Below are 21,664 nucleotides of genomic sequence, written 5' to 3'. Positions count from 1 at the left end.
GAACAACCGCTATCCGTTCAGCCCGGAGAGCGCGGTCGACGTCAATGTGCGCGACTTCCAGCGCCTGTTCGGGCCGACCGGGCTGATCGACGCCTTCACCAACGACCATCTGATCAACTATGTCGACACAGCCAGCGAGCCGTGGAAATGGCGCGCCGATTTCGGCCTCGATCCGGCGGCGCTGGCAGCCTTCGAGCAGGCGCGTCACATCCGCGACGATCTCTTCCCCGGCGGCACCGGCCCGGTGATGAATTTCACGCTGGAGCCGAAGGACCTGTCGCCCAATGTGGCGCGGGTGACGCTCAACCTCGATGGCCAGAACCTCGTCTATTACAACAACGCGACCCGGCCGCAGCCGATGACTTGGCCCGGCAAGGACGGCACGGGCGTGATCTCGCTCGCCTTCCAGCCGGTCGACGGCTCGCCCGAAGTCATGCTCAACGAAACCGGCAGCTGGGCGTGGCTCAGAATGCTGCGCGGCGGCCGCTTCAACGCGACCAAGCTCACCGACGTCTACAGCCTGCGGCTCGGCACCAAGGGGATGTGGGCCGATTTCGAGCTCAAGGCGGCCAGCGTCGAGAACCCGTACACGTTAGAGATGTTCAAGAAGTTCACATGTCCGCCGCAGATCTGATCCTGCCCGGCTTCTACGGCAAGATGCCCGCCGCCGGCGATTTCGTGACGCGGCGGCTGCCGGGCGATTTCGTGCGCGTATGGGACCGCTGGCTGGCGCAGCACATCGTGCCGTTGTTCGGGCTCGAAGCCTGGCCGGCAGACACGGCGCTGCGTTTTCTGGCCGGCCCTGGTTCCTTCGGCGCCTCGGCAGGCATCGTGCTGCAAAGCGCCGACCGGGTCGGTCGGCAATTTCCGCTCAGCGTCGTCGCAAGGCTGTCCGAAGCACCCCTCAAGCTGGCTTATGCAGACGCGTGGTTCGAAGGGATCGAGAATGCGGCGCTGGCCGCGCAGCGCGGAGAGCTGACACCCGACGAACTGGACGCGGTGCTTGCGGCTCTGTCCGTTCCGCCTGTCGACGGCGAGGGCGATGTCATCGACGGCCTCGTCATGTGGACGGCGCATACGGATATTTACGATGTCGATCAGCAAGCGCCGCAGCCGACGCTCGAACAGATGTTCGCCGCGAGTTGGGAGACCAGCTGATGCAGATCTGGAACCAGATGGGCTATCCGCACCAATTCACCATGGGCATGGACAAGGCCGGCCACGAGTGGCTGGTGGTGGTGGTGAAGGGCACCTTCGATTTTCCGACGAGGCCGGGCGGACTGGTGCAAAAATCGGCCGAGCAGGTGCCGCTGGTGATGGCCGACACGCACACCGGCGTGCCGGGCTATTCGGCGACGCTGTGGGAGACGGATTTCGCCTTTCGCAAGCCACGCTGCGATGTCATCGCCAATGCCTGCGCCTATGCGCCGGGAGGGCGCCCGGCCGAGCGCGTGCCGGTCGGCATCAAGGTCGGCAACTGGTCGAAGCTTTTCGAAGTCGTCGGGCACCGTGAGTGGCGGGCTATAGGACCGGTGTTCACCGCCACGGCGCCGCAACCCTTCCTGAAGTTGCCGATTTCCTACGACGTCGCCTGGGGCGGCGTCGACCGGCTCGACCCCGAGGACCAGTTGCCCGCCAGCTACAAGCACAACCCGGTCGGCACCGGCTGGTCGCGCACCAGGAACCAGCGCCTCATTCCGGGCCTGCGGCTACCTAATACGCAGGCAATCGACGAGGAAATCCGCTCACCCTTCGGTGACTACAAGCCGATGAGCTTCGGGCCGATGGGCCGCGGCTGGCCGGGCCGCATCGAATTTGGCGGGACATATGACGACAACTGGACGAAGAACATCTTTCCGTTCCTGCCGCCGGACTTCGACGAGCGCTACTTCCAGATGGCGCCGCCCGATCAGCAGATCGATCATCCGCGTGGTGGCGAAGAGGTGGTACTGGTAAATTTGACGCCGGATGGGCGCGTGAGCTTTCGGCTTCCACAGACCGCATTGCCGATGACACTGTTCAAGGGCAGTGAGAAAGCCTACGAAGTCGATGTCTTCCCGGACACTGTACTTCTTGACCCGGAAAAGTGCCGCTTTTCGCTAGTCTGGCGCGTCTCGCAACGGATTCATCGTACGATTCTCGATTTCACCGAATGCTGGGTCGGGCCACCGACCGAAGCGATGCTGCGCGCGCGAATATCGGGGCGTACCTACATCCGCGGAGACGGTGAAGAACTGTATGAGGAGATTGAAGAGACATGATCGGCATTGTCTCGGTCGGGATGGTTACCGCGGTCGGTCTTGACGCGCCCTCGTCCTGTGCAGCGATGCGGGCACGGATCGATGGCTTTCAAGAAACACGATACATCAGCACGCCGGGCGAGTGGCTCATTGGAGCACCCGTTCCCCTCCCACGTAACTGGGTCGGCATGAAGCGCATGGCCCATCTTGCCGCGGGGGCGATTTGTGAAGCATTTGAGCGCGTCCCTGAGGCGCGTGGCCAGACAACACTTATTCTGTGTTTGTCGGAAGAAGGTCGGCCCGGAAGACCGGTTGGCGATAACGGCGATCTATTGCGTCAGATAAACGAGATCGTCGAAGCGGACCCCAGTGCTCGGTCGCGCGTGGCGGCACACGGCCGGCCCGCCGGGCACGTGGCGCTGGAACGGGCCCGCCGCATGATTGACTCTGGCGAAGCGCGGTACGTGATGATTGCGGGGGTCGACAGCTACCTGACTGCGGGATCGATCTCACATTTCCTGCGCCGCGAAAGACTTCTCACTGCAAGCAATCCGAACGGTTTCATCCCGGGCGAGGCCGCAGCGGCTGTGCTTTGCACGCGCGCCAGTGGCCACGGCATACACCTGGCTGGTCTCGGTCTCTCACGCGAGCCCGCCTCAATATACAATGAGAGCGACCTCCCTCTGCGGAGCGATGGTATGACCTCAGCTTATCGTGTAGCGTTGGAGGAGGCCGGGTTCGAAATGAACAGACTTGGCTATCGGATCTCCGATCTCATTGGTGAACAGTATTGGTTCAAGCAAACGGCGCTGGCTAGCCTTCGGCTTCTTCGCGGGCGGCACGAATTCCAGGATCTTTGGTCACCGACAGAATCGATCGGCAATGTTGGGGCAGCCGTGGTGCCGCTGATGCTAGGAATGGCCTTCATAGCGGCCGAAAAGGGCTATGCCGCAGGGAACCCGGCACTTGTAGAGGCATCCAACGACGAAGGTGCCTGTGGAGCAGCCATTCTCACGGCTAGGCCGCTACGATGACGGTATTCGCCAACGGGCTGGAGGTCGCTTGTAAAGCGCAAGGTAACAAAGTCATCGCGGACTTTCCGGACGTCTGCTTTACTCCTCCGGAAAATCCCGCCACGCCGCCGGGCGTGCCAATTCCGTATCCGTCGTTTGGTCTCGACTCCGACACCGACAGCGGGACCAGCACGGTCAAGATCGGCGGCAAAACCATTACGCAGAAGAACAAATCGTATTACTCGCGTACAACAGGAACAGAGGCAGGCTGCGCGGCAAAGAAGGGGGTCATCACCTCGGTCAACACTGGGAAGGAATATGCGGTCGCATGGTCATCAAATGTGAAGGCCGACGGCGAGCCTGTAAACCGCATGACGGACCTCTCGACCAACAATCACGCATCTCCTACAGCCAACGCACCGCCTTGGCCAAAGATCGGCAAGTTGAAGATAGGAAAAATAAGCTGCGCCAAGATCCTGGGTGACCTCGGCATAAAGGTACACAAATACAAGAACAGGAAAAAGAACTGTAAAAAAGGCAAGCAACAATCAGACCATCTCATGCAAAATGCTTGCGCGAACCTGAAGCGGCGTGGGCCACCCACAACGGAATTTCCGAACTACAACATCGATGAAGCGCCGTGCATCTGCCTTAATGACGGGACGAACACGCGCACCCAGCATGGCAAGAAGACGCTGCGCCAGAACAATTGGGCAACAAGCGAGCGGCAGGCCGGAAAATCGGAGGTCAGTTACCCGGAGGCACGAGATAAGCAGCTTGAGTTTACCGCCGCTGGGCACGACGGATTGGCCACTAGCCCGAGCGCTATGAAGTGCCTAAAGATGATCATTGATACTTACTTCAAGTATGCAGCTGGCGTGACCAATCAAACGGATTTGGACAAGAAGAAATGTCGAGTCCCCGGAGAGACAAAGAAGAAGAAACGCCGGCCCAAGAGAAGAGGCCGTAAGTAGCGCGAAGGATCATGTCAATGGCTGACGAAGATAACGATTTCATCAATACGTGCCATAGGGCGGTTGTGAAGAGGAGTGGTGACGTAGTGGTGCTCAATGTCATTTCTGACGGCGAGAGTTTCGTGTCCAGTCTGGAATACGCTCGAAATTTTCCCGACGACGAGCCCGACGAATTGTTCAGCGAGCAGATGCTGGCGGCGGACTTCATCGAAGACGAAGGCGATAAATACATCCTCGCGGAGGGAACCGGTCGTGTCATCGAGGTATCCTCGGCTGGACCGAGGACACTGGTCAATCTCGAAACCATGCTCGGCGGAATTGCAAGGCTGACCGATGGGCAAGTTGCTGTCTTCGGGCCTGATGGCCGCTTCTTCATTGGCGGCGGGACAGCATGGCGTGAGGTACCCGGACTGTCGGTCGATGTACTAGGCGCGGTGGGGGATGCCAAGAATGGCCTTTACGTGTGTGGTAATAACGGCCTGTTTGCGCGCCTCCAAAATAATCGGTGGCAGCAATTCGACCTCGGCACCAATGCTTCACTCAATGCACTGTTGCCGACGGGAAGGGACGAGCTCCTGATTTGCGGTAACAGCGGCATCTTTGGCCGCTGGAGCGCTGGCAGTTGGTCATTCATCGAAGCGCCGGCTTTGGATTTTTATGATCTCGCAGCTTACCGGAATGAAATCTATATAGGAGCCGGCTCAGATGGATTATACAAACTCAAGAATGATCAATTCGCACTCGTCAAGGACAATGTCTTTTCATATGCTTTGCGAAGTAGCGATAAATTCATGGCAATCGCCGGAGAGAATGAGGCAGTTCGCTTCGACGGAAGAGATTTTCCATACCTAGCTTTCGACGACACTTTCTAGCCGCTCGTCCCAAAAAGGAAGCGATTGGCGGTCAAGAGGTCTTCGCAAGCGTCACAGACAGGAACTTTCGCACCTTTGGGAGATCGAGATCGACAATCCGCATGGAATTCCTCGTCGATAGCATTCTGACCACAAATAATTCTCCCGCCTCTGAAAACTCTGCATACCTCTCTTTCGCGATCTCTAACCCCACTTTGCCCGCGACCTTCAACCCATCAAGATGCGCCTCAAGCCTCTCTAAAAGTCGCGCCAAGCGCTCTTCGTCCATCTCCGGATTTGAATCCGGATTCAGAAGGTGGTGGTCGTACACAGTCCACAGAAACGCCGCCATTTCGGCATGCTGTCTGACGATCTGATGGAGGACGGGCGTGGGCATCAGTTCAGATTGACCGAGCCGCCGCGGATACGATTGGCAGCGCTAGCGTGGCTCGTCACATAGGTGCCGCGGATGGTAATGTGGCCGTCCTTTTCCATGATAATCGTTGCCTTTCCACAACGAAGCTCGATCCGCTCGTCGCCGATGATCCTCACCTGTTCTCCGTCGCGGACGATTTGCGGTGCCGTGGCGCGACGGGCTGGCTCGACGATCCGTCCGACGATGAGCGGCCTCCTAGGATCGCCGTTCTGAAACAGCAATGCCACCTCGGCACCGATCATCTCCGAGGTAAGTTCGGCAAGGCTACGAGCCGGAACCGCTGTTTCGTTCAGATTTCCGGGAAAGACAACAAGCGGCGCATCCTCGCCGAAGCCCAAGAATATCCCGATCACAACTCCCTCAATGCTCTCTTTTGTAGTCGTCATCGTACGTCCTCAGTTCTGTTTTATTTCGGAGCCCTTCATCGTGATGTCACTTGATGCCTTGATGTTGACCTTGCCCGATGCATTCACCGAAATGTCCTTGCCCTCGATCGAAATTGTGCCGTCCTTTTTCATTGCAATTGCCGCCGACCCGCACTTTATCACAATCGAATCGCCGGCTTCGATCAGCAAATCCTTGCCGATTTTGATGAGTCCATCCTCGCCCACCTCGACCGCGCTGCCCTTGGCTATCTTGAGCGCTCGGGAGCCTCCGACCTCGGTAGCGTCATCCTTGGCGATCTTGGCAGAGCGCCCAGCTCCGATTTCGGTTCCTTGATCCTTCGCGATCTTGACCGTCTGGCCGGCTCCTATCTCCACGCTCTGATCCGTCGCGATATTCCAGCTATCCGACGCACCAATCGTATGATCCTGCGCCGCGCCCACGGTGACGGACCGCGTCGCGCCGATAGTGTTCTCCTGTGCCGCGCCAACGCTTCTTGTCTCAGATGCTCCCACCGTATCGACACGCGCCGCTCCAACAGTGATCGTCTGCACGATCGCCACCGTCTGCGAATGGTTCGCGTCGATATTCTCCGTCGAATTCGCCACGACATGGATCGTCTCATTGGCCATCACCGTCAGCGAGCGGTTCGCGCCCACCGTCTCGGTGTCGTTCGAGCCGATGTTCGTGGTCTGGTCGACGCCGATCTTGACCGTCTTGTTGTTGCCGACGTCCTCGTCGAGGTTGTGGCCGACGGAGTGCTTGGCGTCGTGGTCGATGCGGTCGGACTGGTCGTGCTGGACCGTCTTGCTGCGGTCGTGCTTGATCAGCAGGTGGTGGTCTTTCTGGGCCTGGAAATTGACCAGCTCGGAGCCGGCCTTGTCCTCGAACATCAGCTCGTTGTAACCGCCGCCGCCCTTCGAGGAATTCGACTTCCAGCCTGACTGCGTGGCGTTGCCCGGCAGCCCATAGGGCGGCATCTGCGAGGCGTTGTAGACACGGCCGGTGATGATCGGCAGGTCCGGGTCGCCCTCGATGAAGTCGACGATGACCTCTTGGCCGATGCGCGGGATCTGGATGAAGCCCCAATTGCTGCCGGCCCAGGTCTGCGAGACGCGCACGAAGCAGGAAGAATTCTGGTCCTTCTTGCCGAGCCGGTCCCAGTGGAACTGCACCTTCACCCGCGCATATTTGTCGGTGAAGATTTCCTCGCCCGAAGGGCCGACGACGGTCGCCGTCTGCGGGCCGCGCATGATCGGCCGCGGCGTGATGCGCGGCGGCCGGTAGGGCAATTTGGTCGGCGACACGCCCAGCACAATCTTGAAATTCTCGTTGTGGGCCTCGTTCTGGGTCCGGTAGCCCGGGTCGAACAGCCGGTATTCGGCGCTGACCACCAGATAGTCCTGGTTCTGGTCGTCGCGCGGAAAGCTCTCCAGCGTGAACTTGCAGCCGGAAAACAGGCCGCGCACGGTGCCAACCGCGGTGCTGTGCTGATGCACGGCCTGAAGCTCCTCGCGACGGATCCCGGCGATCTTGTCGCCGCGCCCGACATCGAGATGCGCGCCTGGCTGGCGATAGTTCTCGCCGGACGCTTCCTTGTGGGCGAAAGGCTGGGCGGATTTCGCCATCAGGTCGGCGCCGGGCTTCTCGAAATCATAGTCGGTGTGGGCATAGGCGCCCGGCCGCACCGCGCTGCCCGGAATCCATTCGGTGATGTATTCGACATCGCGCCGCGAGGCCTGGCCTTCGAAGTTGTAAAGCACCTTCTCGTAACCGGGCGCCGGCTTCAGCTTGCTCATCGCGTCGCAGAGGATGACCGTGTGCTTGCCCTCGTCATGCTCGAAGAAATAGAAGATGCCTTCGTGCTCGAGCAGCCGCTGTACGAAATCGAGATCGCTCTCGTCATACTGCACGCAATATTCGCGCTGGGGATAGGAACCCTGCAGCCGCTTCTCGAATTTGGCGATGCCGTATTTCGAGAAGATCTTCTCGACGATCTCCACCGCCGTCATGTTCTGGAAGATGCGGCAATCCGTGGTGTTGCCGAGGAACCAGAGCCATGGCCTGACGGTCGCCTCGTAGAAAGCCAGCCGGTCCTCGATGCGCGTCAGCTTGAAATCCGACACGAGGCCGCTGAACCAGCGCTTCGGATCGGATTCGCCTTCGACCGAAACGACGCCGCCCAGCATCTTCAGCGGGTCGATGTCGCGGTTTTTCGAGACGAAGCCGACGGTATAGGCAAAACAGCGGCTGATCTCATCGCGGCCGATGAGATGGGTGAATGTCAGATCGGCGCCAGCCGGCGTCTGTACAACCGTGGCACGTTCGTTCGGCATGGGTCGTGCCCCTCCTCGACGCGGCCGCCAGTGTGATGGTTTGAAGCCCCCGCTCTATTAACTGCATCACGTTCGGGAGCGTTCGAGTTCACCGCACCGTATCCGTGTCAGCCTAGCACATGTTTGAGGGAGGCCAAATAATAGCGATGGCTAAAGCGCGCCCATGCGCCGGTGTGAAACGCTCCTCTCCCGCTCGGCGTGCAAGCTGCTAGAATAGCAGTGCAATTCCGGAAGGGCGCTCAATAGTTTTCCGCCCGGAATTGCGCGCAAGATAAGCATTTGTTGACCAAGTTCGGCGACGCTTCCGGATGTTCATCTCTCTCCAGATCAGCAATGTCGACAGGCTGCCAGCCGGCACCGCCGCCAGCTATACCGCCCGCGACCGCAGCTTCGAGATCGGCCGCGAGAATTGCGACTGGACCCTGAGCGATGCGGACAAATTCATCTCCGGCCGGCATTGCGAGGTCCGCTACCAGGCGGGCTCGTTCTGGCTCTACGATGTCTCGCGCAACGGCACCTTCATCAATGGCTCGAGCCAGCGCATGGTCGGGCCGCATCGGCTGGCACAGGGCGACCGGCTGCTGATCGGCCGCTACGTCGTCGGCGTTTCGATCGAAGACGAGAGAGCCGCGACCGGACATCCGCAGACCAGGACCGGCTCCACGCAACGCGAGCTGCCGCCCTCGACCGGCGCCCCCCTGGATTTCGGCCACGAGCCGTTCTTCAATCCGACGGATCAGCGCCCGGCCGGGGCGCCGCCGGTGTCGACATCCTCGGCGTTGCAACAGCCGGGGCCGGCAGCCCCACCCAATCGGCCCGCGGAAGCGGATGCGATATTGCGCGAGATCGCCAGGGCGGCAGGCATCGCGCCCGACTTGCTGCAGGCGCGCGATCCTCACGAGGTCGCGGCCGAGATCGGCGCGGTGCTGAGAACCACGGTCGAGCAACTGTCCCTGCTGCTCAAGGCGCGCGCGGCGGCGAAGGTGCTCGCCAAGAGCGCGAACCGCACGATGATCGGCGCAGAGGACAACAACCCGCTGAAATTCGTGCCGGGCGCCGACGACATATTGGAGATCATGTTCGCCAGGCGCAGGGCGGGCTATCTCGATGCCAGGCGCAGCGTCGAGGACGCGTTCCGCGACCTGAAGGCCCACGAAATCGCAACATATGCCGCTATGCAGGCGGCGCTGTCGCGGCTGCTCGACGACCTGTCGCCGGAGGCGATCGCCAAGAAGATCCCGCCTGCGTCCTTCTCGTCCAGGAAGAGCCAGGCCTGGGATGCGCTCGTCGCGACATGGCGGACGATGGAAGATAAGCATGAGAACGGCATGCTGGATGTCTTCCTCGCTTATTTCGCCGAAGCTTACGCCAAGGCCGACAAGCAGAAATAGACGCACGGGCACTAGCGCATTTGACCGTTTCACGGAAACGGTCAAATGCCCCATCTTCTTGTTTTCACGCAATTCCGGACGGAAAACCGCTCACACTTTTCCTGGAATTGCTCTAACCACGCCGGCCGTATGTGACGGGTCTCATAGAAGAAGCCGCCGCTTCGAGCATCTTGCTTCCGGATTTCAATCGGCGGCCCGTTTCAATTGAGTATCCGGGCGACTAGAATGCACAGGGACGCCAGCCCGGCGGGCAAGGCGGCGAGGCTTGGGGCGTGTGCAGCAATGTCATGTTTCGGCGAGATGAGCCTTTCCAAGCGGCCCGCCGCCGAGGTTCAGCCTGAAAAGCGTTTCCCCGATCGAAAACATGCCCCTTGCGGCTTGAACGCGGGGCGCCGCCGATGAGCTCGAAGGACCACCCCTCCGGGCCGGTGGACAAGACCGTCATCCGCGCGCCGCGACCGAAGCAGAAACCTCTTGCGGCTGCCGAGGGATCCGGGCCGGAAAGCGGGCGGCCAGCCCTATCGCCTTCCCGCGAAGCGACGGTGTTCGATCCCGGTGGCGGCCGGCAGATGCCCACCGGCTGGTCGTCCGGAACGGTGCTCTTCCAAGGGCCAACTTCGGGAACAGCCGCGAATGCGGCGCAGGGCGTGCAGCAGGATGCCTTGCTCGACGCCGCCTCCGGCGTGAAATACGCTGCCGCCAATCCGATCCTTGCCGCGGCGGCACCGCTGCTGATGCTTCTCGGTCAATTGCGGCTGATGCCGGTCGACCGGCAAGCCGCACCCTTGGCGGAGCATATTGCCGACGCGATCGAGACCTTTGACCTTGCTATCGCAAAGGCAGGCGTGGCCGAGGAAGACGCAAGCATCGCCAAATTCGCGCTTTGCGAAACCGCCGACGACCTTGTCGGCAATCTGCCCTGGCCAAGCAAGGACATTTGGCTTCAGCACGCCCTGGTGGCGCGGTTCTTTCACACCCAACCGACCGGCGCCGGTTTCTACGGAGCGCTCAACAACATCCTCGCCACGCCGGAAGCGCATTATGACCTGCTCGAACTGATGCATGCCTGCCTGTCGCTGGGCTTCGAGGGCCAGTATCGCGGGCTGGCCAAGGAACGGGATACGCTCGAACGCGTCCGGCGCGACGTCTACGACACGCTGCGCTACTTCAAGCCGCGCGCCGGCGAAGACATCTCGCCCCACTGGCAAGGCATGGCGGCGGCGCTGCCGAAGCCGAGGGCGCGGCTGCCACTCTGGGCGGCCGCGACCGCCCAGAGTGGCAGCCGCGGCGACGCTGGTCACGGCGGTCTTCTTCGGGCTGCGGGTGCTGATCACCGATGAAGGCGACGCGACGGCGGGAGAGTTGCTGGCGCTCAACCCCTCGACGCCCGTCACCATCGAGCGCGCCAGCGTAGCGGCGCCCACTGAGCCGGAGCAAGCCGCCCTGCCGCCGCCAGCGGTTCCGGACACCGCCCAGATCGACCGTATCCGCGCCGCGCTTGCCAAGGAGATCGCCGGCGGCGGGCTGAGCGTCGGCGAGAAGGGCGCGTTCATCATCGTCGAGATCAACAACCAGCTTCTGTTCGCGCCAGGCCAGGCCGAGCTGAAGCCGCAGTTCCAGCCGGTCGGCTCCGACCTCGCCGCGGCGCTCGACGCCGAACCGGGGCCGATCCGGATCGTCGGCCACACCGACAATGTGAAGCCGAAGAAATCGAGCCAGTTCAAATCGAATTTCGACCTCTCGGTCGCTCGCGCCAAGGCCGTTCAGGCAATGATGGCCAAGCAAGTGAAGGACCCCTCGCGGCTCAGCGCCGACGGCAAGGGCGAGGACGAACCGATCGCGGACAATGGCACGGCGGACGGCCGCGCCAAGAACCGCCGCGTCGACGTGATGATCCCGAAACAGGAGAGCTTGCGGACCAGCGCGGCGGAGAACGGCGACTGATGCGCTGGCTGCTGCGGATCTTCAGCCTGGCTGCGCTTGCCGGTTTCTCGGCGGCGGTCTGGTACGCCGGACCGCTGATCCGCTTTGCCGATACGCACCCGCTTGGTCCTGTGTGGCTGAGGGCCACGATCATCGGCGTCATCGTTGCGGCGCTCGCGCTGTTCTACGGGATCCGCTTCTGGCAGCGGCGGAAGGCGCAGAAGGCGCTCGAAGCGGCCATCGCGCGCAGCGATGAACGCAACGACGATTCCCAGGTGCTCGAAGCACGCATGAGCGAAGCCATCGCGACGCTGAAGCGGACGAGCGGCAAGCGCAATTTCCTCTATGACATCCCCTGGTACATCATCATCGGCCCGCCAGGCGCCGGCAAGACGACGGCGCTTGTCAATTCCGGGCTGAAATTCCCGCTTGCCGGCTCCGGCAGCGCGCAGCCGGTGGCCGGCGTCGGGGGCACGCGGTCCTGCGACTGGTGGTTCACCGACGAAGCGGTGCTGATCGATACGGCCGGCCGCTATACGACGCAGGAGTCCGACCGCGAGCGCGACAGAGCAAGCTGGCTGGCGTTCTTGGGATTGCTCAAGAAGCAGCGCACCAGGCAACCGATCAACGGCGTCATCCTCGCCATCAGCCTCTCGGATCTCATCGGCTTCGACGACCGGCAGCTCGACGCGCATGTCGCCGAGATCAGGAGCCGCCTGCGCGAATTGCACGAGACGCTCAAGATCCAGTTCCCGGTCTATCTGCTCTTCACCAAGGCCGATCTCGTCGCCGGCTTCATGGATTATTTCGGCGATTTCGACGAGGCGCGCCGGCGCAAGGTGTGGGGCGCGACATTCCAGACCGCTGACCGCACCAGGAATATGGCCGGCCAAGCGCCGGCGGAATTCGACGGGCTGGCGAGGCGGCTCGCCGAAGAGGTCGCCGACCGCCTGCAGGAAGAGACCGACCCGGTGGCGCGGATCGCGCTGTTCGGCTTCCCGGCGCAGTTCGGCGCGCTGAAGAACCGGATAACGCAGTTCATCGGCAGCTTGTTCGACACATCGCGCAGCCAGGTCAATGTCAGCCTGCGCGGGCTCTATTTCTCGTCGGGCACGCAGGAAGGCACGCCCTTCGACCAGGTGCTGGGCGCGATCGGCCGCAGTTTCGGCAGCGCTTCCCAGGCGCACCTTTCCGGCGCCGGCAAGAGCTTCTTCCTGCACGACCTGCTGACCAATGTGATCTTCCCGGAATCCGGCTGGGTGTCATTCGACCGGGCGGCCGAGCGCCGCATCCGGCTCGCAAGATTCGGCGGACTGGCCGCGATCGCGCTGGCGGCCTTGGCGGCCCTCGGCGTGCTGGGCCTCAGCTTCCTCGCCAACAGAGAGCTGATCGCCTCCACAAGGCAAGCCATGGCGCACTATCGCGACAGCGCCGACAGCCTGCTGAAGAGCACCACGGTGACCGACGTCGACCTCGAAAACGTCATCGGCCCGCTCGATCAGCTGCGCAACCTGCCGGCAGGCTTCGAAAATGGCGACCAGGGCAGGCCGATCGAGGAGACGTTCGGGCTCAGCCAGCGCGAGCGGCTGCTGTCGGCCTCCAAGACCGCCTACCGGCAGGCGCTGGAGCGAAGCTTCCGCTCGCGCCTGCTGGTGCAGGCCGAGCGGACGATCCAGGCCAGGATGGCCGATCCGATCGCGCTTTACGAGCCGCTCAAGATCTACCTGATGCTGGGCGGCAAGGCGCCCAAGGTCGACGACGAGCTGATCGTCTCGTGGATGAAGCAGGACTGGGAGGAGAATCGCTATCCGGGCGAGAACAACCGCGAGGGACGCGCGCAGCTCGAAAAGCATCTGCGCGCCATGCTTGCGCTGGACGACGCCTACGATCCAACCTTCGCGCTCAACCAGCCGCTGGTCGAGGCGGCGCAGCGCTCGCTCGGACGCATGAGTCTTGCCGACCGCGCCTCGGCGCAGATCAAGTCGGCGGTCTACGCAGCGAGGCTGCAGGATTTCTCCGTCGCCGCGAAAGCCGGTCCGGAAGCGCAGCTGTTGTTCGAGCGCATCGACGGCAGCGAGCTTGCAGACCTTAAGGTCCCCGGCCTTTACACACGCGCCGGGTTTAACCGCTTCTTCCTGCCGGAGCTGTCGCGCATCGCGCAGATGCTCGTCGACGACCAGTGGGTGCTCGGCGGCGGCGGCGAACAGGGCGGCATCGACCAGGACCTGCCCAAGCTCGGTCCCGAGCTCATCGACCGCTACGGCAGGGAATTCGCCGCCGCCTGGAACGGCGTGCTCGACCAGCTGAAGCTCAAGGCGATGCTGGAGGACAAGCCTCAATATCTCGCGCTTTCCGCGCTCGCCGCGCCGGACTCGCCTCTCGACCAGCTGTTCACGGCGATCGCCAATGAGACCGCGTTGACCAAGGGCGACAGTGCCGGCGAGGGCGACACCGGGACGGCTGAGCCGGATCCCCCAAGCATGGCCAAGGGCCTCGCCCGCATAGGCCTGCAGATCGCCGGCGGCAAGTCGCAGAGCCGGGCGGGCGCAAGCTCGGCCGTTGCGCAGAACGCCGGCGCGAGCGTCGAGGCGCAGTTCCGCTCGTTCCAGGCATTGGTCAGCGGCAACCCCGGGCGCCGGCCGCTCGATGCGCTGACGCAGAACTTCCACGACATTTTTCAGAGCCTGAAGCTCGCGGCCGATGTCCCCACGCAGACCGAGCGCGTCAATGCCAATCTGCAGCTGCAGATCTCGACCTTGCGCGCCAATGTCTCGCGCCTGCCCAAGCCGCTGGCGCGTATGGTCAATGCGGCGGCAGACGAATTCGAGGGCAATGTCGCGGAGACCTCGGTCGCCAATCTCAACCAGACCCTCGACCAGACGGTGACGCGCCCCTGCGAGGAGGCTGTCAACGGCCGCTATCCCTTCGCCCGCGACAGCAGCGAGGACATCTCGATGGCGGATTTCGCCAAGCTGTTTGCGCCTGGAGGCCTGATGGACCGCTTCTTCGCGCAAAACCTTGCGCCGCTGATCGACATGACCGGACAGGAATGGAGCTGGAAGCAGAATGCGCGCTCCAGCAAGGATCTTGCGAAATCGACCTTGAAGGCGTTCCAGGCGGCGGCGGAAATCCGCGCAGCCTTCTTTCCGTCGGGCGGATCGACGCCGTTGGTGTCGATCACCTTCACGCCCACATCGCTGAATAGCGAAGCCGACAGCGCGGTGCTCAACGTGGACGGGCAGACGGTGCAGAGCGCCCAGGCCGGCAACGCGCCGAGCATCGTGACATGGCCGAGCGGCGCCGCGTCCGGATCGGCGAGCCTCAGCCTCATGCCGGAAATGCCGGGACGCGAGTCCGCGCTCAAATTCGAGGGGCCGTGGGCGTTGAAGCGGCTGTTCGACAAGGCGACCATCACCGGCGACGGCGCCAGCACCGAGGCGCGTTTCGTGATCGGTGGACGCGATGTCGCCTACACGATCCAGGCCGGCTCCGGGGCCAACCCCCTCGTCCTGCCAGCTCTGTCAGGCTTCAGCTGTCCGAAGGCGTTTTGAGATGGCCAGCCCCAGCCTTCATTTCGATACTCTAATGTACACGCTTGTGGCAGAGTGGCGTGGGCACGCGGCCCATGGCTGGTCACAGAGGACGCTCGCTGAGCGCTTGGTGGCAAATTGAGCACTGTCGCCCTTCCCATCGACAGCTTCGGCGTGAGCCACAAGGGCTGCGTGCGCGACCACAATGAGGACAATTACCTCATCGAACCGCAGACCGGGCTCTGGGTAGTGGCCGACGGAATGGGCGGCCATGAGGCCGGGGAGGTCGCCTCGGCCAGTATCGTCGACCATCTGGCGACGATCGGCATCGCGAGCTCGGCCCCGGACCTTCGCGCCCGCTTCGAGGACAGGCTCAGCCGCGCCAATGCCGAGATCCGGGGCATATCGCGATCGCGCGGCATCACCATCGGCTCCACTTTCGCGGCCCTGCTTGCCATGGATGGACGCTTCGCCTGCCTGTGGGCCGGCGACAGCCGCATCTATCTCGTGCGCAACGGCTCGATCTTCCAGGTCTCGAAGGATCACACCGAGGTGCAGGAACTGCTCGACCGCGGCATGATCAGCGAGGAGGAAGCGCGCACCTGGCCACGCCGCAATGTGATCACGCATGCGGTCGGCGTCAGCGACGAGCTCGAGATCGATTTCCAGCAGGGCGAATTGATGCCGGGCGACGTTTTCGTCCTCGGCACCGACGGGCTGACGGCGCATGTCAGTGACGCCGAGATCGAGGCCGCAGTCAGGTCCGGCACGCCGCGGGCGGCCTGCCAGGCCCTCCTCGATACGGTGCTGGCGCGCGGCGGTACCGACAATGTGACCATCGTGCTTGTGAAGATCGGCGGCGGGCGCAACGGCGCGCCCCATCCGGATCGGTCCGCAGTGGAGGGCCTGGCCAGATGAGCGACGACGACAAGACCCGGATCTCGGCGAACGTCACCTATGCGGGCGTCGGCACGCAGCTCAGCGGCATTTACGAACTCGACGAGAGGATCGCCTCGGGCGGCATGGGCGAAGTCTATCGCGGCCACAACATCCAGACCGGCGATCATGTGGCGATCAAGATCGTGCTGCCCGAATTCGCCCGCGACCAGACGATCCTGTCGCTGTTCCGCAAGGAAGCGTCGATCCTCAACCACCTGTCGCATGACGCGGTGGTGCGCTACCACGTGTTCACCATCGACCCGGGGATCGGCCGCCCCTATCTCGCGATGGAGTTCGTGGACGGCCAGTCGCTGTTCGACATGATGCGGCGCGGACCGATGCCAAGCGACGACGTGCGCCGGCTTTGCCATCGCCTCGCCTCTGGCTTGAGCGCCGTGCATCAGGCGGGCGCGGTGCACCGCGACCTCTCGCCTGACAACATCATCCTGCCGGGCGGCCGGGTCGAGCGGGCCAAGATCATCGATTTCGGCATCGCGCGCTCGGCGACCGGCGGCGAAACGCTGATCGGCGGAAAATTCGCCGGCAAATACAACTATGTTTCGCCGGAGCAGCTCGGCCTCTATGGCGGCGAGGTCAGCGAGCAATCGGATATCTACAGCCTCGGCCTGGTGCTGGCCGCGGCGCTGCGCGGCAAGCCGCTCGACATGAGCGGCTCGCAATATGAGGTCATCGAGAAACGCCGGACCGTGCCGGACCTGTCGGATATCGATCCCGATTTCCACGAATTGATCGAAGCCATGCTGCAGCCGGATCCGCGCGACCGGCCGGCCAGCATGGCCGAGATCGCCCGAGCAACGCGCGGTGAGGATCTCGAGCCGACATTGCCCCCGCCGGTGCCGTTCGGCGCGCGCGAACGCTCCGGTCTGCCACGCGCCGGGTGGACGGCGCCGCCGGACTCCAAGCGCCAGACACCTGCTCCTTCCGGCGAGCCGCGTTTCGTCGAGCATGTGCGCCCCGCCTACCTGTCGGAGCCACGGCCCACGCCGCCAGCCCCTCCGGCCAGCGCGCCCGCACCGGTCGCGCCCAAAAAGCCTTCGCGCATGCCTGCCATCGCCGGCGGCGCTGCGGCGATCGCCGTCCTGGCGGCAGCGGGCCTCTATTTCAGCGGCGTCCTGGCGCCCAAGCCGGTGGCGGAGACATCCAAGCCCCTGACACCGAAGCCGGCCGCCGAGACCGCCAAACCAGTGGCCGAGGCGCAGCAACAGGAGGCTCCGAAACCTCAGCCGCAGGCGCCGGCCGCGCCTCAGCCGGAAGCACCGAAATCCGACACGGCGAAGCCATCCGCCCAATCTGATGCGGAGGCCAAGACGCCCGCCGAGCAGCCAGCCACGCAGCCGGAGAGCGAGGCCAAAAGCCAAACGCCTCAGGTCGAGACCAAGCCGGTGCAGCCCTCGGTGCAACAGTCGCCTGCGCCGGCTCCCGGGCCAACGGCCACCGAAGGCCAGAAGCCGGCGCAACCGGCAAGCGAGCCGGCGGTCAAGTCGCCGGAACTAAGCCAGGCGGCTGAGAACAAGCCGGCGCAAGAGGCAAATCCGCCGGCGGCCAAGCTCAGCGTGAAAGACCTCGTGGACAAGCTTTCCAAGCTGCCCAAGCCGAACGCATCCCCGCCCTCGGCTTCGCAAAGCCAGGCATCGACGCAGCCGACCCCTCCGCCATCCGCGCCCAAGGCGTCGACCCCGACAGCCAGCCAGCCGGCAACGCCGACCGCGCCAACCCGGCCAGCGCAGCAGCCGCAACAGCCGGCGACAAAGCAGGCCGGTACCGATGTCGCCATCAATGTGCCGAAGCCGTCGCTTCCGTCACCGGAAGACGACATGGCCAAGTGGAACGAGCAGCGCTCCTGGGTGCGCGATTTCAGCGGCGGCAATTGCTTCTACGCCAACGTGACATCCGGACCCGGCGGCGCCCCCACGATCGAGGGCTACGGAACGGCGGTCCCGCCCTTCGAGCAATTGCTCAACGATTTCAAGACGAGATTCCACATCGAGCCGGACATCAGCGTGCGCCTCATCACCCTCTCCCAGTGCGGCGTGCCGACTTTCCTGCGCTTGCTCGACCGAAGCTCGGCCGCGAAACCGCAGCTTGTGCTCGACAAGACATCGATCCCGGATGGTGCGCCGGTCAGCGGCGCGCTCTATACGGGCGGCGGACTCGTCTCCAACATCATGCTGATCGACCACAAGGGCGTCGCCTTCAACCTTGACGACCGCATGGTGGCGCAAACCGACAAGGTGACCTTCAACATCCCGATCGGTCTTGCCGCCGCCGACAAGGCGGCCGGCAAGGCGGTGCCGCAGATCATGCTGGTGATCACCGGCCCCAAGGACATCCAGGCCGCCATGTTCTCGAGGCCGACGCCGGCCTCTGAGCTGTTGCCCAGGATCCTCGAAGAGATCGAGGCCGACGGCTCGCAGTTCTCCGCCACGGCCACCTATTTCCGGCTTGGCGGATAGCATGAACGCCGATGGATCTTCGCACCTTGCGTTCTTTGCACCAGCCCCCGCCACGCAAGCTGCCTAGCCGGCTCCGATTGCTGTTGCCGGGCCGGGCGGCGCTTGCCGCGCTGCTCGGGGCTGCGCTGCTCGCGATGCTTTCGCCCGGCAAGGCGCATGCCGAATTCACCGTCTGCAACCAGACGCTCGACGTCGTCAATCTCGCCGTCGGACAGAAGGTCGACAATGCCGACCAGACGGACGGCTGGTGGACGATCGGCGCCAATCAGTGCGTCAACGTCATCCGCGAGGAGCTGGCCAACCGCTACATCTATCTCTACGCCACGGACGTCTTCGGCCATGCGATCCTCAACGGATCGACCGAGATGTGCATCGACCGGCGGCGCTTCTCGATCCGCGGCATAGAGGAGTGCTGGCAGCGCGGCCATATCGCGGCGCGCTTCGTCGAGGTCGATACGCAGGAGCAGGTGCGCTGGACCTATTTCCTGACCGGAAACAGCCCGTGACGCACGCAATCGACACGAGCTTCAAACAGAAGAAACAGGCGCGCCTGGCCGAGCGGCGGCGCAGGCTCTGGCGCCGGGCTCTTGCCGGCCTGGCCATGCTCGCCGTCGTTGCTTTGGCCACCGGCTTCTATCTGACCAGGGATTATTGGTCGTTCGGCGACGAGGACGAGGAGCTGCACCCGGTCGAGGGCATGGAAGACGTGCCGCCCGACGCGTCGGTCTATGTGCCGGCGATCATCGATCTCGCCGGCGATCCGATGTGGATCACGCTGGCGCCCGACGCCGAGACCGCGACGAAGGGCAAGACCGTGGCGCGTCCGGCCGAGCTCGACAGTTCGGGTGCCTCGCCGCAGATCGAGATTCTCTCCGACGTGATGTTGAGCGCCAGCGAGAAGTTCATGACGACGATCCCGTCGACGCAGGAGGATTTCGCCTTCTTCCAGGCGCAGCGGCAGGCCGCTCCCAGGCCCTCGGCGATGGCGCCCGGCGATCAGCAATCGGCCCCGCCCGCTCCGGTCGTGGCGCCGGACGATCAACAGGGCGATCCGCAAGGCGATCTAGAGAACGACCTCCAAGCGGCGCCGGACGACAGCGACGCCGGCTCGGCGCTCAAGGCGGACGCCGACGATCCGGAAGCCGGCTGGGGCGAGACCATCGACCAGGGCGAGGCAGCACTCCCCGCCTTCAAGAAAACCGCGATCGAGAACAACACGACCGTCGCGACCGTCACCAGCGAATATCAGCGCTTCGAGGCGACCGAGGACACGTTCGTGAAGATCCTCAACGACCGCAGCCTGGACAGCGTGGCGCTCGACGCGCATTTCTCCGCCGACGACGCCAAGCTTGCCGGCGAGGCGCTGAAGGCGCTGTTCAACCGCGACGGGCTGGAGGCCGGCTTTGTCGTCGCCATGCGCGGGTTCCGACTGAACCGCGAGACGACGACCATGTCGCTGATGCAGGTCTCCATCTACGCCAAGAACGTCTATGTCGGCACGCTGACACGCAATGCGGCCGGCGCCTTCGTGTCGGGCGTCGACCCCTGGGTCCGCGAGGATCTGTTCAACTATTCCGGCACCTCCGACCAGGGCGGGCCGAAGCGGCAGTACCGCCTGCTCGACGCGATCTATTCGACGGCGGCGCGCAACAAGGTGCCGACCAGCGTCATCGGCGAGGCGATCATGTATCTGTCGCGCGGGCAGGACCTCGACGCCTTCGCCAGCGAGGACCAGCGCCTGGTGCTGATCTATTCGCAGACGCCGCGCGGCCAGGGCGAGATCTCCGGACGGGTGCTCTATGTCGGCGTCCAGGGCGCGGACCGGAGTCTCGACTGTTTCGTCTTCCAGCAGAGCGACGGCCAATATGCCTGCGTGACCGGCGACGACCAGGTGCGCTCGCTGACCGTCACCAACGGCATGGTCACGCCGGTCGCCGGGGTGATGACCTCGACCTTCGGCCCGCGCAAGCATCCGATCCTGGGCACGGTCCGCATCCACAAGGGCGTCGACTGGGCGGCGCCGGTCGGCACGCCGATCATGGCCGCCTTCGACGGCGAGATCTCGTTCCAGGGCGATGGCGGCAGCTATGGCAATCTGGTGAAGATCACGCACGCCAATGGCCGCGAGACGCGCTATGCGCATATGCAGAAATTCGCCATCGCGAGCGGCGTCGGCACCAAGGTGAAGGCTGGCGACGTCATCGGCTATATCGGCACAACTGGGCTTTCGACCGGCCCGCATCTGCATTTCGAGCTCTACCAGAACGGCGAGGCGATCGATCCCCTGGGCACCGTCACCACGGTGGCTACCGCCGTTGCCGTCAGCTCCGGCGGTTCCGGCGATACTGCCGTCGAAACGCTGACGGAGCGGATCGTGCATGTCGAAAGCGGCGGCAGCGCCCGCGCGAAGAACCCGCTTTCCTCGGCGACCGGCGCCGGCCAGTTCATCTCCAAGACCTGGATCCGGATGATGAACACCTATCGGCCCGACCTCGCCCGCTCGCTGTCGACCGCCGACCTGCTCGCGCTTCGCTACGACGCGACACTGTCACGCGAAATGGTGCGCAACCTGGCGCGCGAGGGCGAGGCCTATCTGCGCGCGCGCGGCCACCAGATCACCGCCGGCCGCCTCTATTTGTGCCATTTCCTCGGCATGGAAGGCGCGGCCCAGGTCCTGGCGGCGCCCGGCTCGACGCAGTTGAGCGCGGTGCTCGGGTCGGCCGTCATCCAGGCCAACCCGTTCCTCACCGGCAAGACCGCGAGCTACGTCGTCGACTGGGCCGAGCGGAAGATGGGGCAGAAAGTGCCGCGCCTGGCGATCGACCAGGGCCAGCCGACGACGACCACGACCGAAGTGCGGCAGACGTCGCCGGAATTCGAGAAATACAAGCAGGCGATCACCGCGCTGATAGGCTCCCTCCAGGAGACGCTGGAGCCCGGTTAGGTCCTTAACACAGGGATTTTGATAGATTGCAGGCTTGTTGGGCAAGGCATCAACGTCCGTTTGGGAGAGTCAGCGCAAACGCCGGCGATGAGCTGAAGGCTCTGAACCTCGTCATTCCAGGGCGGAGCAAGGAGCGAAGCGACGCGCGCAGACCCTGGAATCCATGCCGTTACCTGGACCGAAGTGTGCAACGGTGCAGAATTCTGGACCGCTGCGGGGCTTCAAAGTC

General features: G+C 63.6%; 17 protein-coding genes. 14 read left to right on the top strand and 3 right to left on the bottom strand.

Going from position 1 to position 21,664, the window contains the following annotated elements:
- From EOA23_RS16525 to EOA23_RS16500, 6 genes are all read left to right on the top strand, one after another.
- Positions 1–634: type VI secretion IcmF C-terminal domain-containing protein (locus tag EOA23_RS16525; RefSeq protein ID WP_281058754.1), on the top strand; the 634-nt coding region annotated here is incomplete at its 5' end.
- On the top strand, positions 616–1,158 hold the full coding sequence (tagF, locus tag EOA23_RS16520; protein WP_189341624.1) for a type VI secretion system-associated protein TagF: 543 nt from the start codon (positions 616–618) through the stop codon (positions 1,156–1,158). The genes EOA23_RS16525 and tagF, both read left to right, overlap by 19 nt.
- Complete coding sequence (locus tag EOA23_RS16515; protein WP_127304914.1) at positions 1,158–2,261, top strand: DUF2169 domain-containing protein; 1,104 nt, start codon at positions 1,158–1,160, stop codon at positions 2,259–2,261. Before tagF ends, EOA23_RS16515 begins: the two co-directional genes overlap by 1 nt.
- Positions 2,258–3,274: a beta-ketoacyl synthase N-terminal-like domain-containing protein gene (locus EOA23_RS16510; RefSeq protein WP_127304913.1), complete on the top strand. Its 1,017-nt coding sequence runs from the start codon at positions 2,258–2,260 to the stop codon at positions 3,272–3,274. The genes EOA23_RS16515 and EOA23_RS16510 overlap by 4 nt, the downstream gene beginning before the upstream one ends.
- A complete protein-coding gene (locus tag EOA23_RS36490) occupies positions 3,271–4,227 on the top strand; it encodes a DUF4150 domain-containing protein (protein ID WP_245474208.1) in 957 nt (318 codons plus the stop codon). Before EOA23_RS16510 ends, EOA23_RS36490 begins: the two co-directional genes overlap by 4 nt.
- A gap of 17 nt (positions 4,228–4,244) precedes the next feature.
- Entirely contained in the window at positions 4,245–5,099 is an 855-nt protein-coding gene (locus EOA23_RS16500; protein WP_127304912.1) for a hypothetical protein, read from the top strand.
- Positions 5,100–5,130: 31 nt separating this feature from the next.
- Here the strand turns inward: EOA23_RS16500 and EOA23_RS16495 are convergent, their stop codons facing one another.
- Genes EOA23_RS16495 through tssI form a run of 3 tightly spaced genes read right to left on the bottom strand, consistent with a single transcriptional unit; the run spans position 5,131 to position 8,234 of the window.
- Positions 5,131–5,475, bottom strand: coding sequence for a hypothetical protein (locus tag EOA23_RS16495; RefSeq protein ID WP_127304911.1), 345 nt, complete (start codon positions 5,473–5,475; stop codon positions 5,131–5,133).
- Positions 5,475–5,900 carry a DUF6484 domain-containing protein gene (locus EOA23_RS16490; protein ID WP_127304910.1) on the bottom strand — a complete coding sequence of 142 codons (426 nt, stop codon included), beginning with the start codon at positions 5,898–5,900 and terminating at the stop codon, positions 5,475–5,477. Before EOA23_RS16490 ends, EOA23_RS16495 begins: the two co-directional genes overlap by 1 nt.
- Before the next feature lie 9 nt (positions 5,901–5,909).
- Positions 5,910–8,234 carry a type VI secretion system tip protein TssI/VgrG gene (tssI, locus tag EOA23_RS16485; RefSeq protein WP_127304909.1) on the bottom strand — a complete coding sequence of 775 codons (2,325 nt, stop codon included), beginning with the start codon at positions 8,232–8,234 and terminating at the stop codon, positions 5,910–5,912.
- A 308-nt stretch (positions 8,235–8,542) separates the two neighbouring features.
- Here tssI and tagH point away from each other — a divergent pair, with 308 nt between their 5' ends.
- The 8 genes from tagH (at position 8,543) to EOA23_RS16450 (ending at position 21,435) form a co-directional block, all read left to right on the top strand.
- Positions 8,543–9,625, top strand: coding sequence for a type VI secretion system-associated FHA domain protein TagH (gene tagH / locus EOA23_RS16480; RefSeq protein WP_127304908.1), 1,083 nt, complete (start codon positions 8,543–8,545; stop codon positions 9,623–9,625).
- A gap of 398 nt (positions 9,626–10,023) precedes the next feature.
- Positions 10,024–10,965, top strand: coding sequence for a type IVB secretion system protein IcmH/DotU (icmH, locus tag EOA23_RS36485; RefSeq protein ID WP_245474207.1), 942 nt, complete (start codon positions 10,024–10,026; stop codon positions 10,963–10,965).
- Positions 10,901–11,569 (top strand): type VI secretion system protein TssL, long form, encoded by a 669-nt coding sequence (gene tssL / locus EOA23_RS36480; protein ID WP_245474205.1) that lies wholly within the window; start codon positions 10,901–10,903, stop codon positions 11,567–11,569. Before icmH ends, tssL begins: the two co-directional genes overlap by 65 nt.
- The gene (gene tssM / locus EOA23_RS16470) at positions 11,569–15,099 is read left to right on the top strand and encodes a type VI secretion system membrane subunit TssM (RefSeq protein ID WP_189341623.1); all 3,531 of its coding nucleotides are present in this window, start codon (positions 11,569–11,571) and stop codon (positions 15,097–15,099) included. The genes tssL and tssM overlap by 1 nt, the downstream gene beginning before the upstream one ends.
- 117 nt (positions 15,100–15,216) lie before the next feature.
- On the top strand, positions 15,217–15,996 hold the full coding sequence (locus tag EOA23_RS16465; protein WP_127304906.1) for a PP2C family serine/threonine-protein phosphatase: 780 nt from the start codon (positions 15,217–15,219) through the stop codon (positions 15,994–15,996).
- On the top strand, positions 15,993–18,491 hold the full coding sequence (locus EOA23_RS16460; RefSeq protein ID WP_127304905.1) for a serine/threonine-protein kinase: 2,499 nt from the start codon (positions 15,993–15,995) through the stop codon (positions 18,489–18,491). The genes EOA23_RS16465 and EOA23_RS16460 overlap by 4 nt, the downstream gene beginning before the upstream one ends.
- Before the next feature lie 134 nt (positions 18,492–18,625).
- On the top strand, positions 18,626–18,997 hold the full coding sequence (locus tag EOA23_RS16455) for a DUF1036 domain-containing protein (protein ID WP_189341625.1): 372 nt from the start codon (positions 18,626–18,628) through the stop codon (positions 18,995–18,997).
- Positions 18,994–21,435: a M23 family metallopeptidase gene (locus EOA23_RS16450; RefSeq protein WP_127304904.1), complete on the top strand. Its 2,442-nt coding sequence runs from the start codon at positions 18,994–18,996 to the stop codon at positions 21,433–21,435. Before EOA23_RS16455 ends, EOA23_RS16450 begins: the two co-directional genes overlap by 4 nt.
- Positions 21,436–21,664 lie beyond the last annotated feature (229 nt).

Source organism: Mesorhizobium sp. M2A.F.Ca.ET.042.01.1.1 (assembly GCF_003997405.1).
Lineage (GTDB): Bacteria > Pseudomonadota > Alphaproteobacteria > Rhizobiales > Rhizobiaceae > Mesorhizobium.
The sequence above is the reverse complement of the archived record's forward strand: the minus strand, read 5'-3'. Positions and strand labels throughout refer to the sequence as shown.

What these genes read in the sequence shown, in the direction of transcription:
- icmH (WP_245474207.1), top strand. Translation starts at nt 10,024, where the DNA reads ATGAGCTCGAAGGACCACCCCTCCGGGCCGGTGGACAAGACCGTCATC.
- EOA23_RS16495 (WP_127304911.1), bottom strand. Translation starts at nt 5,475, where the DNA reads ATGCCCACGCCCGTCCTCCATCAGATCGTCAGACAGCATGCCGAAATG.
- EOA23_RS16500 (WP_127304912.1), top strand. Translation starts at nt 4,245, where the DNA reads ATGGCTGACGAAGATAACGATTTCATCAATACGTGCCATAGGGCGGTT.
- EOA23_RS16510 (WP_127304913.1), top strand. Translation starts at nt 2,258, where the DNA reads ATGATCGGCATTGTCTCGGTCGGGATGGTTACCGCGGTCGGTCTTGAC.
- EOA23_RS36490 (WP_245474208.1), top strand. Translation starts at nt 3,271, where the DNA reads ATGACGGTATTCGCCAACGGGCTGGAGGTCGCTTGTAAAGCGCAAGGT.
- EOA23_RS16490 (WP_127304910.1), bottom strand. Translation starts at nt 5,900, where the DNA reads ATGACGACTACAAAAGAGAGCATTGAGGGAGTTGTGATCGGGATATTC.
- tssM (WP_189341623.1), top strand. Translation starts at nt 11,569, where the DNA reads ATGCGCTGGCTGCTGCGGATCTTCAGCCTGGCTGCGCTTGCCGGTTTC.
- EOA23_RS16460 (WP_127304905.1), top strand. Translation starts at nt 15,993, where the DNA reads ATGAGCGACGACGACAAGACCCGGATCTCGGCGAACGTCACCTATGCG.
- tssI (WP_127304909.1), bottom strand. Translation starts at nt 8,234, where the DNA reads ATGCCGAACGAACGTGCCACGGTTGTACAGACGCCGGCTGGCGCCGAT.
- tagH (WP_127304908.1), top strand. Translation starts at nt 8,543, where the DNA reads ATGTTCATCTCTCTCCAGATCAGCAATGTCGACAGGCTGCCAGCCGGC.
- EOA23_RS16515 (WP_127304914.1), top strand. Translation starts at nt 1,158, where the DNA reads ATGCAGATCTGGAACCAGATGGGCTATCCGCACCAATTCACCATGGGC.
- tagF (WP_189341624.1), top strand. Translation starts at nt 616, where the DNA reads ATGTCCGCCGCAGATCTGATCCTGCCCGGCTTCTACGGCAAGATGCCC.
- EOA23_RS16455 (WP_189341625.1), top strand. Translation starts at nt 18,626, where the DNA reads ATGCTTTCGCCCGGCAAGGCGCATGCCGAATTCACCGTCTGCAACCAG.